The organism is Rhizobium johnstonii 3841 (genome assembly GCF_000009265.1).
Lineage (GTDB): Bacteria > Pseudomonadota > Alphaproteobacteria > Rhizobiales > Rhizobiaceae > Rhizobium > Rhizobium acaciae.
Genome location: NC_008380.1, coordinates 1,211,140 through 1,225,809 on the forward strand (window position 1 = coordinate 1,211,140; position 14,670 = coordinate 1,225,809).

Genomic DNA, 14,670 nt, shown 5'->3' on the forward strand with positions numbered 1-14,670 from the left:
GGCCGCTTTGGGGATCTCCAACAATAAGCTGACTGTCAGCATCCCACCCGTCGGCAACTGAGTGCTCCGCGGCAAGGCTTGGGATCGACCTAGAGCCGTCAGCGCTGCGCGCTCAGCCAGCCATCAACCTCCCCCAGTTCCGATACAGGATGTAACCCGCGACCACGAAGATGAGCGCTGCGAACAGGCGGTTGAGAATGTTCTTGTAGGCGCTGAGCCGGGTGGCGAGCAGCATGCCGAGTACGCCGCCGACGATGCCGCCGCCGATGAATTCGGCGGCAAGCCACCAGTCCACCAGGCCTGAACTGGCATAGTTCAGAGCCGTTGCCAGTCCGAACGCACCGACGGAGAGGAGAGATGTGCCGATCGCGTTGATCATCGGCATGCCCGTCGCCAGCATGAGGCCCGGAACGATCAGGAAGCCCCCGCCGATGCCGAAGAAGCCGGATGCAGCGCCGGCGGCGAGTGCCACGGCGGCGGTGGCAAGGCACATCCTGAGGTCGACCGGACGGCACTCTACCGTCACCGCCTTCCTAGGCTTCAGCATCAGAGCGCCGACGACCATCATCAGGACGCCGAACAGGAATATCAGGCTGTCTCCATCCATCGCCTTGCCGAGGCTGGAGCCGCCGAGGGCGCCGATGACGCCGAGCGCGGAGAAGACGGCTGCGCAGCGCCACCAGACGTGCCCCTTGATCGCGTGGCTTGCGAAGTTGGCGAAGGCATTTACCGAGACGGCAAGCGCACCCGTTCCGATCGCGATATGCGGCTGGGTCACGCCGACCACGTAGAGGAGTAGCGGCGTCGCCAGGATGGACCCGCCGCCGCCGAGCAGGCCGAGCATGAAGCCGACGATCCCGCCGGAGCCAACGACAGCCAAAATGGAGGTGTTCACGTCCGTCTGCTCCATACTCTGTCATACAAGGTCATCCCGACCAGCATGGCGATGACGAAGAGGAACGTCTGGGGGAGGCCGACCGATAGGGATGCGACTGCCGGACCGGGACACAAGCCACCGATCCCCCAGCCCAGGCCGAACAAGGCCGAACCAACGACCAGCGGAGCATCGATCCGACGGTTCGTCGGCACGTGGAAGCTGTCGTCGAAGGCGGGACGCTTCATCCGTTTCATGATGTGGACGCCGATGAACGCGACAACGACCGCGCCGCCGAGAACGAAGGCAAGGCTCGGATCCCAGGCGCCGAACACGTTGAGGAAGCCTTGGACCCGGACCGGGTTCAGCATGCCGGACAAGGACAGGCCGAAGCCGAAGACGATACCCGAGGCGAGAGCGGCCACGAATTGGTAGATGTTCCGGTTCATAGTCCAAGACCTCGCAGAATTGCGACGGCGATAATGCCGGCCGTCAGGAACGTGGCGACCGCCACAATCGACCGCGGCGACAGCCGGGCAAGCCCAAGCACGCCGTGGCCGCTGGTGCAGCCCGATCCCATACGCGAGCCGAAGCCGACGAGCAGTCCCGCGACGATAATCAGCGGCCAGCCGGCGGTGATCTGAACAGCCGGCCAGCCGCCGAACAACAGCAGGTAGGTAAACGGCCCAAGCAGCAGCCCCAGCACAAAGGCGAGATTGGTGGTCAAGCCGACGCCTTGAGCAAGACGCCCGACGATCCCGCTGATCCCGGCAATGCGGCCGTTGAGGAGCAGGAGCATTACAGCAGAGGTGCCGATCAGGAAGCCCCCGGCCAAAGATTGAAGATAGGTGCTCATTCGCCTTGGCCCACGCAGAAGATGTCATAGAGGGCGGCAACCAGTCGGGCGGCCTTCGCCTCCGTCAGGCAGTAGAAGATCTGTTTCCCCTCCCGCCGCGTTTCGACAATCCCGGAGCCACGCAGCACGGTCAGGTGCTGCGACAGATGAGGCTGGTGGACGTCGATCTTCTCTTCAAGCTCCCCGACCGAATGCTCGCCTTCCACCAGCGTGCAGACGATCATCAGGCGCGCGGGATGGGACAGCGTCTTCAGGAGGTTCGCCACATCGCCGGCCCGGTCGGCCATCTCGGCGGGGGAGAGCCCCGCCTTCATCATCGCCTTCAGATCGCTTGTCATTCCCATGCTGCTCCCTGCAATGCATCGAGGGGAAACTTGAGGTAGCGCTTGCCGTTGGCTTCCGGCTCCGGCAGGCGCCCGCCGCGGATGTTCACCTGCAGGGCATGCAGGATGAGCTTTGGCATAGGCAGCGTCTTGTCGCGCGTCGTCCGCAGCGCAACGAACTCTTGCTCGTTCACGCCGGCAAGATGCGGGTTGGACTTCTTCTGCTCGGCCACCGTGCTTTCCCATCGAGGTGCCCGACCCTCTGGCTGGTAGTCGTGACCCGTGAAAATCCGTGTCTCGGCCGGGAGTGCGAGGATCTCCTGGATCGACTTCCATAGGACACGCGCGTCGCCGCCGGGGAAGTCGGCGCGCGCCGTGCCGCTGTCGGGCATGAAGAGCGTGTCGTGCACGAAGGCCGCGTCTCCGATCACATAGGTAATCGAGGCGAGCGTGTGTCCCGGAGAGAAAAGCACTTTGGCATCGATCGAGCCGACCTCGAAGGTCTCGCCATGGGCAAACAGCCGGTCCCATTGCGAGCCGTCGGTGGCAAGCTCAGGCCAGTTGTAGATGCCCTTCCACAGCTTCTGGACGTCCACGACGCGCTCGCCGATCGCCGTGCGAGCACCGGTCTTCTCTTGCAGATAATGGGCGGCGGAGAAGTGATCGGCATGGGGGTGGGTGTCGAGGATCCACTCGACCGTCAGCCCATTGTCGCGGATGTAGTCGAGGATCGCGTCCGCGTTGATGGTCGCCGTAGCTCCGGACTTCTCGTCGAAGTCGAGTACCGGATCGACGATAGCGCACTTGCGGGTCAGCGGATCGGAAATCACATACTGGACGCTCCAGGTGCGCTTGTCGAAGAAGCCCTTCACCTGCGGCCTGCGGGCAGCATGTTGCTTGAGCCAGGCTGCGGCGGCGCTGGTGTCGAAGCCGCGGCTGCGTCCGAATTCGACGACCTTGTCGACAGACATGCTGCCGTCCAAAACCTCTCCAATCAGATAGAGGTTAAGCGCGCGCTTGCCGGTCTGGCAATGTGCGAGAACGGGTCCGTCCGATTCATCGACGGCCCGCTGGAAGGCACGGACGTCCGCCTCGGTGATCGTGTCGGCCGTGACGGGAATGAACGCATAGGACAGGTCGCACTGCTTCGCTTGCTGTCTTTCGGCTCGCGTGTTCGGCTGGGAAGCATCCTCGTTGTCCGGTCGGTTGTTGATGAGTGTCTTGAATCCTTGGTCGCGGAGCGACTGGATGTCCTCGATACTTGGCTGCGGCGAGACCGACAGTTTCTCGGATATTTCGGTTACAGGCATGACTGGCTCCGTGGCTCTTATCAATATATGATATAATATATTATATATTGATAAAACTTCAATGGTGGGCAAGCAACTTTGTGCTCGCCTGTGGTTTCCGTGGGAGGCAAGTTGGTGGCGATCAGCGCGTCGAACTCATCCGCTTCCGTGACAGCCAAGGGCTTGAACTCGCCAAGCACGCCGGCGCAGTTTTCGCCGGGTACTGGCGAACTGCGGTCGCTCTTGCCGGCTTGGCCATTTGCGAGACGGTGACCAGGGGGCATGCCGCTGCCTCCTTTGACCTTGCCGGCTCGGCTCGTATGACTGTGGATGCCATCCATGTTCTGTCGGCAACAGCCTGGGTCGGAGCGCTGCCGCCATTCTTATTGCTTGTGGCAATGTCCCGGATACCAGAACTTCGCCGCGAAGCCGTGGTGTCGATGCAACGATTCTCCGCGCTCGGTCATCCTGCGGTCGCTCTCGTCCTGCTCAGCGGCGCGACGAACACATGGCTGATCGTTGGGCGTCTGTCGCTCCACCCAAACTCTCCCTACCAATGGAAGCTGCTCGTGAAGATCGCTGTCGCACTGGCCATGACATGCCTGGCAATCGCGAACCGTTACTTGATCGTGCCGCTCAACCGAAATCATCCCGAGACATCAAGAAACGTCCTGATGGTCGGTGCGGCCCTTGAGATCGCACTCGGTCTGCTCGCCTTCGCTCTTGTCGCGTCCTTCGGACTCGAAGACCCGACGGCATAAAAAAAGACGCTCTCTTCGGGAATAGACACCGCCCTCAGGTGTCTACCCCGGATATAACAAGAAGGAAGAAGTCGATGAACATCTGGTCCCACCGAAAGTCGACGGTCCTTGCGGCCGCGATCCTGGCCACAGCCGGAACATGTGCGGCATTCGCGCATGACTCAGCGCAGCACACACATCCGGCCAAGCTAGTGGCCGACTCTACAGAGGCTGCCTTTCTCGCCGAGAACAATACGGCCATGGACAGGATGATGGCGGACATGGAGGTCAAGCCGACCGGCGATGTCGATCGTGATTTCGTGGCGATGATGACGCCTCATCACCAGGGCGCGATCGATATGGCACTCGCCGTCCTGAAATACGGCAAGAACGAACAGCTTAAGCGCATCGCGCAAGAGATCATCGTGGATCAGCAGCAGGAGATTGCGGCAATGAAGCTTGCGATCGGCGATCCGCTTCCCCCATCCGACGCCGCCCCGACACAGGTCGCACCGGAGACTACCCCCGCCGAATCCATGCAGGGCATGGATCCAGGAATGAAGATGTAACCTAAAGGTCGTTACCCATGAACATTCGGACATCTTTCGCCGCCAGCTTGCTGGCGGGCAGCATGCTATTGCCTTTTTCTGCCTTCGCCGGCCAAGCGCCCTTCGCAGATTCCGCCCCGGATATTCCGGTGAGCAGTAAGGACCGCGTCTACGCGGCCGAGCAGTTTTCGAATACGGTCTCGGTCACCGATCCGGCGACCAACCAGCTTCTTGGCGTGATCAAGCTTGGCGATCCTCAGCCCGGCAACCTCTCGCCGCTCTACAAGGGGCAGGTTCTGGTCCATGGTATGGGCTTTTCGCCCGACAAGAAGACGATCGCGGTCGTCTCCATCGGCTCGAACTCCGTCACCTTCATCGACACTGCGACCAACACGGTGAAGCACACGACCTATGTGGGTCGCTCGCCGCATGAAGCCTTCTATACCCCGGACGGCAAGGAAGTCTGGATCACCGTCCGGGGTGAGGATTACATTTCCGTCATCGACGCCAGCACGTTCGAGGAGAAGGCCCAGATCAAGGTGCCTGCGGGTCCTGGCATGCAGATCTTCTCGCCGGACGGAAAGTACGGCTATATCTGCTCGTCGTTCAACCCCGAGACGGTCGTGGTCACCGTCGCCGACCATCAGATCGTCGGCCACGTGAAGCAGGCGAGCCCGTTCTGCCCGAATATCGCTGCCTCGCCGGATGGCAAGCAAGTCTGGTTCACGCTGAAGGACATCGGCAAGGCCCAGGTGTTCAATGCTCAGGCGCCATTCGACCTGATCAAAACGATCGATACCGGACCAATCACCAACCACGTCAACCTCGTCACCAACAAGAATGGCAGCTTCGCTTACGTGACAGTCGGCGGATTAAACGAGGTCAAGGTCTTCCGGACCGACAATTTCGAGCAGGTCGCGACGATCCCGGTCGGCAATCTGCCGCACGGAATCTGGCCGTCGGGTGATGGGACCCGCGTCTATGTCGGCCTGGAAAACGCCGACGCCATGGCTGCGATCGACACGCTGACGAACAAGGTTATCGCCACGATACCGATCGGCCAAGCAGCGCAGGCTGTCAATTATGTCCCGAACGCGGTACCGGAGGGCGATGGCCTGCAGAACCTGCAACCACTCGGGACCGCGGGCGTCGCCGCTCACCTGAAGCTCGAAATGAAGGGCGACAAGGTAAACAAGGCACCGACGAGCGTGTCCCTGTTCGACCAGGGTCTGACCCAAGTTCTGCAGGCATCCGTCACTGGACTGGAGCCGAAGAAGATGTATGTTTTGGCACTTTCCGAAAAGGCAGATGGCAGCGGACCACTCCAGGGCCTCTCAAGCTTTATGACCAACCCAGCCGGCTCGGCGATCGTCAACGCAGTCGGGCCGATCCGGCAGATCGTGGAAGCCAAGCACAAGGACGAGCGGCGCTACCTCGTGGTTGCCTCGGTTGAAGACGGCAAGCCGGGCAACGTCCTGCAGGTACAAACTGCGGAGTAAAGCGAACAGACGGCCCGCGGAACAGCGGGCCGTCTGTCTGGAGGTCAGGATATGGATGACTTGCTTCTACAGGTAGAGCCGATGATCCCTGCCTTGAGGCGTTACGCCAGAGGTCTTGTGCGGGACATCGAAGCTGCTGATGATATCGTTCAGGACTGCCTGGAGAAGGTGGTTCTCAACTGGAGCCGCCGGCGCGACGACAATCCGCGTTCGTGGGTGTTCGCCATTCTGCACAATCTGGCAGTGAATAGGCTCAGGCAGGATGCCCGGCGTGGCGGCTCCGTGCCAATCGAGGACGTTCCCGAGGCTACGGGCGCGCGGGCGGCGACGCAGGAGGATACGGTCTATGGCCATGAGGTGATGGCGGCGATCGAACGCCTGCCGCCGGATCAGCGCAGCATTCTGCTCCTGATCTCGGTCGAAGATCTGACTTACGCGGAGGCGGCGAAGGTACTGGAAATTCCGCTCGGCACCGTGATGTCGAGGTTGTCGCGAGCGCGGGAGCAGTTAAGGACGATACTGGAAACCAAGCCGTCGGGTGGCTCAGCCGGCCGCCCGTATATCTGGAGGGTAAAATGACCATGAGACCAATTACCGAAGACGACCTCCAGGCCTTTGTCGACAATGCGCTCGATGCTGAGCGGCGTCGCGACGTGTCCGAATATCTGCTGGCGAACCCCGAGGCTGCCGCACGTGTCTCCTCCTACCGGACCCAAGCCGCGGCGTTGCGCTTGACAATGGACGCTGTGGCGCGCGAGCCTGTGCCGTCGAGGCTCAACCTCGAGACTATCATGGCAGCGCGCCCCATTTCCCGTAGACCGCAATGGTTCCGGCTTGCTGCCGCTGCTGTCCTGATGCTTGCCGTCGGCGCGACGGGCGGCTGGATCACCAGAGGCTACACGATCCCATCGATGGAAGGTGTTGCTGCGCTCGCGCAGGAAGCTTCCGCGAGCTACAGCGTCTTCGCCCCCGACCGGCTTCGCCCCGTTGAAGTCAGGTTTGACGGCAGCGAGAATCTGCAGCAGTTTGCAGCCGCGACGCTCGGGCGCTCTGCCGCTATCCCGGATCTCAGCAAGTCGGGCTATCGCCTCATGGGCGGTCGCGTGATCCCGACGGCGCGCGGTCCTGGCTTCATGCTGATGTATGACAACGACAAGGGCAGCCGGATCGTCATGCTCGCGCGCCACATGACGGCGGATCAGGACAAGCCGATGGTCAAAAGCGGCAAGGACGACATCCGCGGCTGGAGCTGGGCAAAGAACGGCATGGGCTACAGCCTGGTTGGATCGTTGCCGTCAGAAGAGCTTCACCCGATCGCTGATGCTGTACGCTCGCAAGTCTAGCGCTTGAAACCCAAGTCAAAGGTGAGATCATGTCCCTCTGCCGCTTCCCTCAGATCGCGGCCCGCGAAATCACGCCTCGTGATATCTACCCTTCGCGCCGCGGCCTCCTGAGCGCAGCCGCTGCAACTGCAATGGTTATTGCCGACGGCGTTCCGGCTTCCGCCGCGGCACTTTCCGGCAAGCCTATACCAGGAAGGCGACATGCCGAGGATGCCGGGGTAAAGCCTGTGCATCCACTCGTCTCCGGTCAGACGAAGGGCAGATGCTTCATGTTCGATGATCTTGGCAAGCGACGTCTTCCCCGAACCGGGAAGACCGCAAGTGAGATAGAGCGTGGGCATGGAAAATCTCTGATCTTGTCTTGGCAAGGGGAAGTGGCCCCGCAGTGTCGTGCAGGACTGCGCTTCGCTCAAGACCGCAAGGCGCGGCCAATCAGAGGTGTGTTGCCATGGTCTGTCTTGTAGGACCGCTCTGCTTGGGGGGCAAGACGGATGGGTGAGCTCACCGGTGAGGTCGTCCAACCCACTGGCCGCTTTGTGGTGCCTCCAAGGATAAGCTGACTACCGGCATCCCGCCCGTCGGCGCCGTCGATGCCTCGCAAATCAAGATCCGTAAGGAGGGGCAAAGAAGCAGTTCGCGTGGTCTTCGGTTGGGTGCAGGCAAATGTGAAAACGACTGTCTCCGGACGGAATGGTGTCACCATACGGAATTCGGAAGAAGTGTTGCTTTGTGACGAGGTGATGGTCGCCCGGATTGAGCAGCACTCTGAAACCGTCAGGACCGGTGCTCACGCTGGTACTCGGAATTTCGTGGCAATCGCCTCGTTCTTTGCCCCCCCGGCAGCAAGCGGGTGGATAGATCCATCCCGACTCGGTGTCGTGGGCGGTAGCGCCATTCCAGCAAGACAGCGTCGATAGGATAGCTGAGAAATACAAAGCGCGATTCATCTTTAGTGTTCCGGGGCGGCAGGTCGCAAATCCGCCGGTAATTGTGAGCGAGGTTCTGCCGCATGTAACGAACGGACTCCGATCAAATGACGATATTTCCCCGATCGGCATCTTTGCCCGACCCTGTTTCGAATTAGAAAAGCATTTGCTGATATGGTCGCCCGCGAATTCCTCGACGCCGACCAAGGCAGGAGATGCGTCATGGACGTTTCATGACGCAGATGTTGTTCGCATCGCGGCTCGACTGGTCTATCCGTCCAACGGATATGATCTGGGGACCGGCGGCTTGTGACAGCGCCGCATCTGGCGCGCGGTTTGGTCGCCGCTGGCCGGCCTCATTCGGGAAGCCCTGCCTTTCGCAAGGCCGCTGCCAGCGCGTCCATCAAGTACGGCTGAAACAGGTTCGTTCGCACGTAGCCGCCGACCGAGAAATTCGGCGCCACCTCGATCAGTCGTCGTGCCGCAGAGTGCGCGGCTTCGACATTGCCAAGGCCGACGTGGCTGGCCGCCAGATAGGCGTACGGGATGCTGAAGCCGGGATTTGCCCGGACCGCCAGAGCGGCGTATCTGGCTGCGTCGGCGAAGGCGCCGGCAAAGAGGTGGGTCAGGGCCAGTGCGCAGTAGGGATGGTAGCTCAGCGGATCGTCGAGCGGGCTCAGCCGCAGCGCCTTGTGCGCATGTTCCACCGCCCGTTGGTGTCGCTCGCTGTGGGCACTGACCAAAGCGCTGAAGCCAAAGGCCAGGGTCGAATTGTTGTTCCATGCGAGAGCCCGGTCGAGCACCTCGACGGCGGCGTCGTAATCCCGGGTGAGGTTGGCGCGGACGAACGCGCCGATGCTCATCGCCTGCGGGTCGTCGCTGTTGATGCCTAACGCAATATCGGCGTGGCTGAGTGCGGCCGCCTTGTCTGCGGGATCCAACCCGTTGCGCAGGTAGCGCTGCTCGTAACACCATGCGGCATAGCCATGCGCAGCGACATAGTCGGGCTGAAGCTCGATCGAGCGCGCCAGCAATTGCAGGGCCTTGTCCGTCTGGGCGGGCGTATTCGCGTGGGCGTGCGGCAGCGCCCGAAGGTAGAGATCGTACGCGTCCAGACTTTCGGGCCGCTTGCGGTGCGCACGCTCGATCTCCGCACGGCGGACACTCGGCTCGATCGAGCCCACGATCTGCTCGGTCAACCGATCCTGGAGATCGAACACGTCGGTTGCCGCGCCCTCGAACCTGTCGGCCCAGACATGAGTGGCCGATGCGCCGTCGACAAGCTGGGCATAGATCCTCAGCCTCCCCCCGGACTGCCGCAAGCTGCCCTGCAGCAGATAGCGAACGCGTAGTTCGGCGGCAATTGTGCGCAGGTCGGCTTTCTCACCCCTGAAGCCGAAGGAGGAATTGCGTGCGATGACGAACAGACCCGGGATCTTCGAGAGGTTGGTGATGATGTCCTCGACCAGGCCATCGGCGAAGTAGTCATTGGGCTCGCCGCCGCTCATGGTGGCGAACGGCAGCACGGCGATCGAAGGGCCGCCGAGCGCACTCTCGTCGCTACGCTCCAGCGACAGGCGGTAGCCCCGCCGCGAGACGGTGGCCAAGACCGCATACCGCTCGTCGCCGAGCGCTCGCCGGATCTCGTGGATGCATTGAACGAGACTGTCGTCGGTAACGGCGGCGCCTCCCCAGACGGCTTCAAGCAGCTCGGCCTTGCTGACCAGCCTGTTCGCGTTCTGGACGAGGTGGCGAAGGACCGCAAAGGCCTGCGGCCTGAGGGCGATTGCATCGCCGTTCTCAAGACGGAGCGTCTCGCCTTCCAGGTCGACGACAACCTTGTCGTTGAGGATAAGGGTGGCAGTTGCTGGCGAACCGACCATGACGATCCCCACGTGTGACGGATCCCGTCGCCCAGCATACACCAGGTCTTCGCCGACGGCTCTTCATTCTTTCAGGGGTCTGGCCGGCGCAATTTAGCAAACGACCGGACTCGCGCGTTATTCAGGCGCGGCGTGGACAACGGCCTGTCCGCTTCCGGCGATCGGAAGCGGCAAGCCGTCGTCCGGCGGGCTGTTCCAACGGCAGGAACAGCTCCGCCACCGTCTCATGCTCCGGCACCTCTGGGAAGAAGGCGAGGCGTTGGCAGTAGAGGGGGGAATCCCTCGGTTCTTCGCCGCCCGCCGGCAGCCAGTCGCGATAGAGGAACAGCGCGGCCGGCTCCCGATTGTCGGAATTGCCGAGGACGCGCAGCACGGCGCAGCGCCAGCCGGGGATAAGACCCGCCGTCATTTCGTTGGCGAAGCGTTCCCAGGTAGAGTGTCTTCTCACCGAAGGCCATGATAAGCGGCGCCTATGGGAATCAAGAACTATCTGATCGAAGGCGGTTCCGGCACTGGGAAAACGTCTGTCGCTACCGAACTGGAGCGGCGGGGCTACCATGTCGTCCATGGTGACCGGGTCTTGGCCTATGTCGGCGACCCCGAGACGGGCCAGGCATTCGCAGGACCACCCGCAGGCGCGGATCGCATCGTTTGGGGATACGCCCACTGGATCTGGCGTGTCGACAAGGTCCGCGCTATTGCTGCCGACACCACCCATCCTGCCACCTTCTTCTGTGGCGGCTCGCGCAATTTCCACAAATTCCTGGACCTTTTCGACAAGGTTTTCGTGCTCGATATAGACGTTGAGACCTTGAACCGACGATTGGATGGGCGGCCAAATGAGCCGGGCTTCGAGCCGGCCGAACGGGCGCTGGTGCTCCGCTACCATCATACCCGGGAATATCTTCCCATCGGCATCAATATCGACACGACGGGTACTGTCCCAAGTGTCGTCGACGATATCCTCGCTCAACTCACCTGACGCCCTGAAAGTATTGAGAATGGGATGGAAAGCACTCGATTATTGCGGGAACGCTAGCCGCCTGAACGGCTCACAGCGGCATTATCGCTCTCGTCGTCGACCGGCAGCCCTCAGAACGAGAAACCGGGTGTCTTGACCACCGATAAAAGGGCGCAAAGCAGCCATCGCCTTCACCGCCGTCGTCAGCGGCCATAAGCAAAGGCGGATCGATGCGCTGCTTCCTTGGAACCATGCCGCCAGGCAAAATCAGCCTTTGTTGATTCAGGTCAACGGTCTCAATCTAAACTGCTGATATGTGGTTTCTGAGTAATTCCGAGAGCAGGCGAAGTTGCCGCGTCAAATTGGCGAGCTCTTTTGAACAGAGAACCGCAGTCCCTGACGTCTCTGACTTCAGGGGTGTTTTGGCCGCGCTGTCGTCCAAGCGAGTATTCCTGACACGCCGAAGTGCCGCCCAGTTCCGATCAAGAACGTAAGGATTATCTCCCATGACAATCGCTCGCCGGATGCTGCCCTTGACCGCAGCGCTCGTGGCAATTCTTGTTCAGCCATTTTCAGCGGCTTTTGCCTGTACGCGCGTGCTTTGGAACGAAAATAGGCTCGGAGTATTCGTTGGACGCACGATGGATTTTCCTGTGAGCACCGAGCCCGTCATAACCGTATTGCCACGGGGCATAGCCCATGATGGCGGAACATTCGCTGGTCAACGCATAGAGAGCAACAACCCGGCCCGCTGGGTTTCAAAGTACGGCAGCATCGTCACATCCGTGTATGGTGCGGGAACAGCCGATGGCGTCAATGAGAAAGGTGTCGCCATGCACCTGCTCTACTTCATCCCAACAGATTTCGGCGTTCGAGACGTTAAGAAGCCCGGCCTTCAAGCCGCTCTTTGGGGGCAATTCGTGCTCGACAATGCCGCAAGTGTGGAGGAAAGCCTTGCGCTTCTCGATAACATCCAACCGCTGATGGTCGACCACGAGGGCATCAAGGCGACTGTCCATCTGGCCATTGAGGACGCCACGGGCGATAGCGCCATCATTGAGTATATCCCCGGAGGGAAGAAAACCATCTACCACAGCCGCGACTATCGGATCATGACGAATGACCCGTCTTTTGATCAGCAATTGGCCAACCGTGCCAAATATAACTTTGACAATGCCACGCGCCAGACGCCCATTCCCGGAAACACGGATGCGAAAGACCGGTTCATCCGCGCCGACTACTATCGCCAATGGCTCCCCGAACCAAAGAATACGCGGGAGGCCGTCGCCGCTATCCTCGCCATCGCCCGCAATGTTTCCGTCCCGTTCGGAGCCCCCAACAGAGAGCCGGGCAGCCTCTACAACACCGAGTACCGAACGGCTATCGACCTGACCAACCGGACCTATTACTTCGAGTTCACCACCGCTCCCAATGTCATCTGGACGACGTTGTCAAACTTTGACCTTTCCGAAGGCCGCCCTATTCAGGTTCTCGATCCCGACGACATCAACCTCACCGGCGACGTAACATCAAAGTTTACGCCCGATAAAATCGGCTTCTAGCCGCACGTTGGACCAGTGGCTTGACAGAGCACGGCATGGATCAACAGCTGCCTGAGGGCGATGATCAACGCAGGCAGCACCGCCACAAAGATCGGAACACCTCGCCCGATGGAGTCAAGAGACCCCAACGCCGGCACCCGTCGTCACGCTTTCACCACTGAAAAGAACAGGAACCGCGGCTTGGTCGTCAGGCTCTGATAGGCCTGCGGAAAAAGCGCGCGGGCTTGCGGATCGGGCTGTGGCTCGCTGACGATATCGATCTGAAATCCGGCCGACTTCAGCGCGTCGAACATGGCGTGCAGCGGCCGATGCCAGAAGCGCATGGCGATATCCTTGCCGCCGCGCTGCCAGGTCTCATCGAAGCTGTAGGTCTCGAAATAATTGTCGCGGCCGGTGGAGGCGTGATCCATGAAGGGATGGTGGGTGGAAAAAACCAGGCGGCCGCCTTCAGGCAGCAGCCGGTTGAATTCCGCAAGAGGCTTCGACCAGTCGGGCAGGTAATGCATGACCAGCGAGGCAAGGATCAGATCGAAAGCCTTGTCCGTAAACGGCAATGGCTCGTTGAGATCCGCCGATAGCAGCCGCGCGCGCCCTTCCAGGCGACGTTGCGCGATGTCGAGCATGCCGGCACTGGCGTCGATCCCGGTCACGATAGCCCCGCGCTCAAGCAGCGCTGCCGCATGCGCCCCGCCGCCGCATCCCGCATCCAGCACGGAAAGCCCGGCGACGTCGCCAACCAGGGCAAGAATAGCCGGCCGCTCGTAATAGGCATTCCAGGCATTGACCTCGTTATCGGCGTCATAAGCCGCCGCGAACGCATCATAATCATTCTCGGCCAAGATTTTTCCCTTTCCGAAGATCGTTCGAAGACGCGTGTGTGTCGGCGCTCGCTCGATCGACCTGCAAAATGGCAGAGATCGCTTCGGCCGTAAGCAGGGAAGCGCGATGAACGGCCTCGCTTGGAGGTCCGAGTGCCATGGAATCGGAAATCATGTCATCGAAATAGGCAGCAACCGTTTCGCATGTCGCGCCCTGCAGGATCATGTGGGCGGCGTGAAGGAGATAGGTGTCGTATTCCTCGGCTGCGTTGTTTCGCAAAGCTGAATCATCGAGCTGACGAATGCCTATAGGGTCCCAATGATCCCACCCAATTTTGCGGAGCGCGTCGATGTCGATCTCGGTGTGTTTGCTCATGTCGCAACCTTTCTTGAAAAGCGATGCCGACACAACTGGGCGGAACACGATCGATGATGATAGTTATCAGGCAGGGATCAGTGATGAACCTTGAAGCGCGATCCAGACGATCCGGCTGTCCGTAAAAATCCAGAAGTTTGATCCAGCGCAAAGACTGTCTCAAAGCGAGCCATTATCCGTTTGTTCGCCGCCAGACAGGTCACGCGTCAGCGGCACCCAAACGACACCAGCGAAAAGAGCATAGCCAAGAGATCGAGATCACCGCACCAGAAAATCCAAGGAGCATCCGATGCGACATGCGACGAGAGCGGCCACCCCGCAAGCCACCAAAAACCTGTCGGCAGGCAATCCCGGTATCCCGGATGGCAAGGTTCCCGACTTCCGGCTGGAGAAGCAGGACGAAGGCGGCTGGCAGGTGAGGGTGGTGAGCACCCGCGGATCGTACTGGTTGCGCGCCAACCATCTGGAACTTTGCGACCAGGAAACCCTCATCGATCTGTCACATGCGAATTCCTTCCTGCGCGAAGCCCGAAAGAATGGGTTCAAGACCGAGTATATCGGCCCGAACGGCAGCGCCGTCATTTAGAGCGCCGCGCGTCTTTTCAGACGCGCTGAGGACGCTCTAACACGTTCAATCCTCGCATCGTGCCTTCCGAAACTGATTTCGATTTT

18 protein-coding genes and 2 pseudogenes are annotated in these 14,670 nt (G+C 60.7%); 8 read left to right on the forward strand and 12 right to left on the reverse strand.

Features of this window, described 5'->3' with window-relative positions; all coding sequences use genetic code 11:
• Positions 1-112: 112 nt before the first annotated feature.
• Genes RL_RS05900 through RL_RS40435 form a run of 6 tightly spaced genes read right to left on the reverse strand, consistent with a single transcriptional unit; the run spans position 113 to position 3,626 of the window.
• Positions 113-910 carry a sulfite exporter TauE/SafE family protein gene (locus RL_RS05900; RefSeq protein ID WP_041936209.1) on the reverse strand — a complete coding sequence of 266 codons (798 nt, stop codon included), beginning with the start codon at positions 908-910 and terminating at the stop codon, positions 113-115.
• Positions 892-1,323 (reverse strand): YeeE/YedE family protein, encoded by a 432-nt coding sequence (locus RL_RS05905; protein ID WP_028742861.1) that lies wholly within the window; start codon positions 1,321-1,323, stop codon positions 892-894. Before RL_RS05905 ends, RL_RS05900 begins: the two co-directional genes overlap by 19 nt.
• Positions 1,320-1,730, reverse strand: a complete 411-nt coding sequence (locus RL_RS05910; RefSeq protein WP_011650862.1) for a YeeE/YedE family protein — start codon at positions 1,728-1,730, stop codon at positions 1,320-1,322. The genes RL_RS05905 and RL_RS05910 overlap by 4 nt, the downstream gene beginning before the upstream one ends.
• The gene (gene bigR, locus RL_RS05915) at positions 1,727-2,074 is read right to left on the reverse strand and encodes a sulfite-sensing transcriptional repressor BigR (protein WP_011650863.1); all 348 of its coding nucleotides are present in this window, start codon (positions 2,072-2,074) and stop codon (positions 1,727-1,729) included. The genes RL_RS05910 and bigR overlap by 4 nt, the downstream gene beginning before the upstream one ends.
• Positions 2,065-3,363 carry a bifunctional sulfur transferase/dioxygenase Blh gene (gene blh, locus RL_RS05920; RefSeq protein WP_011650864.1) on the reverse strand — a complete coding sequence of 433 codons (1,299 nt, stop codon included), beginning with the start codon at positions 3,361-3,363 and terminating at the stop codon, positions 2,065-2,067. Before blh ends, bigR begins: the two co-directional genes overlap by 10 nt.
• Before the next feature lie 20 nt (positions 3,364-3,383).
• Positions 3,384-3,626 carry a hypothetical protein gene (locus tag RL_RS40435; RefSeq protein ID WP_041936210.1) on the reverse strand — a complete coding sequence of 81 codons (243 nt, stop codon included), beginning with the start codon at positions 3,624-3,626 and terminating at the stop codon, positions 3,384-3,386.
• Between the two features lie 42 nt (positions 3,627-3,668).
• On the opposite strand from RL_RS40435, the gene RL_RS05930 reads away from it, so the two are divergent.
• The 5 genes from RL_RS05930 to RL_RS05950 all read left to right on the forward strand — a co-directional run bounded on the left by RL_RS05930 (position 3,669) and on the right by RL_RS05950 (position 7,472).
• Positions 3,669-4,103 carry a CopD family protein gene (locus RL_RS05930; protein WP_206778323.1) on the forward strand — a complete coding sequence of 145 codons (435 nt, stop codon included), beginning with the start codon at positions 3,669-3,671 and terminating at the stop codon, positions 4,101-4,103.
• Between the two features lie 74 nt (positions 4,104-4,177).
• Positions 4,178-4,651, forward strand: a complete 474-nt coding sequence (locus RL_RS05935; protein WP_041936211.1) for a DUF305 domain-containing protein — start codon at positions 4,178-4,180, stop codon at positions 4,649-4,651.
• A gap of 17 nt (positions 4,652-4,668) precedes the next feature.
• Positions 4,669-6,129 (forward strand): YncE family protein, encoded by a 1,461-nt coding sequence (locus RL_RS05940; protein WP_011650867.1) that lies wholly within the window; start codon positions 4,669-4,671, stop codon positions 6,127-6,129.
• A 51-nt stretch (positions 6,130-6,180) separates the two neighbouring features.
• The gene (locus tag RL_RS05945) at positions 6,181-6,708 is read left to right on the forward strand and encodes an RNA polymerase sigma factor (protein ID WP_011650868.1); all 528 of its coding nucleotides are present in this window, start codon (positions 6,181-6,183) and stop codon (positions 6,706-6,708) included.
• Positions 6,705-7,472, forward strand: a complete 768-nt coding sequence (locus tag RL_RS05950) for an anti-sigma factor family protein (RefSeq protein WP_011650869.1) — start codon at positions 6,705-6,707, stop codon at positions 7,470-7,472. Before RL_RS05945 ends, RL_RS05950 begins: the two co-directional genes overlap by 4 nt.
• Positions 7,473-7,681: 209 nt before the next feature.
• Here RL_RS05950 and RL_RS40440 read toward each other — a convergent pair.
• The 4 genes and pseudogenes from RL_RS40440 to RL_RS37330 all read right to left on the reverse strand — a co-directional run.
• A pseudogene (locus tag RL_RS40440) lies at positions 7,682-7,813 on the reverse strand (AAA family ATPase); the annotation flags it as partial.
• A gap of 261 nt (positions 7,814-8,074) precedes the next feature.
• The gene (locus RL_RS40445) at positions 8,075-8,419 is read right to left on the reverse strand and encodes a hypothetical protein (RefSeq protein WP_080667650.1); all 345 of its coding nucleotides are present in this window, start codon (positions 8,417-8,419) and stop codon (positions 8,075-8,077) included.
• 335 nt (positions 8,420-8,754) lie between these two features.
• Positions 8,755-10,281, reverse strand: a complete 1,527-nt coding sequence (locus RL_RS05960; RefSeq protein WP_041936213.1) for a winged helix-turn-helix domain-containing tetratricopeptide repeat protein — start codon at positions 10,279-10,281, stop codon at positions 8,755-8,757.
• Between the two features lie 121 nt (positions 10,282-10,402).
• Positions 10,403-10,693 (reverse strand): annotated as a pseudogene (locus RL_RS37330) (GyrI-like domain-containing protein); the annotation flags it as partial.
• A 60-nt stretch (positions 10,694-10,753) separates the two neighbouring features.
• On the opposite strand from RL_RS37330, the gene RL_RS05970 reads away from it, so the two are divergent.
• Positions 10,754-11,263: a nucleoside kinase gene (locus tag RL_RS05970; protein WP_011650872.1), complete on the forward strand. Its 510-nt coding sequence runs from the start codon at positions 10,754-10,756 to the stop codon at positions 11,261-11,263.
• A gap of 485 nt (positions 11,264-11,748) precedes the next feature.
• A complete protein-coding gene (locus tag RL_RS05975) occupies positions 11,749-12,804 on the forward strand; it encodes a linear amide C-N hydrolase (protein WP_011650873.1) in 1,056 nt (351 codons plus the stop codon).
• Between the two features lie 143 nt (positions 12,805-12,947).
• Here the strand turns inward: RL_RS05975 and RL_RS05980 are convergent, their stop codons facing one another.
• Both RL_RS05980 and RL_RS05985 read right to left on the reverse strand, forming a co-directional pair.
• Positions 12,948-13,643, reverse strand: a complete 696-nt coding sequence (locus RL_RS05980; RefSeq protein ID WP_011650874.1) for a class I SAM-dependent methyltransferase — start codon at positions 13,641-13,643, stop codon at positions 12,948-12,950.
• Positions 13,630-13,998 (reverse strand): hypothetical protein, encoded by a 369-nt coding sequence (locus RL_RS05985; RefSeq protein WP_049778362.1) that lies wholly within the window; start codon positions 13,996-13,998, stop codon positions 13,630-13,632. The genes RL_RS05980 and RL_RS05985 overlap by 14 nt, the downstream gene beginning before the upstream one ends.
• Before the next feature lie 289 nt (positions 13,999-14,287).
• Between RL_RS05985 and RL_RS05990 the strand changes: the two genes are divergently transcribed.
• Positions 14,288-14,584 (forward strand): hypothetical protein, encoded by a 297-nt coding sequence (locus RL_RS05990; protein WP_011650876.1) that lies wholly within the window; start codon positions 14,288-14,290, stop codon positions 14,582-14,584.
• The last annotated feature ends 86 nt before the right edge of the window (positions 14,585-14,670 follow it).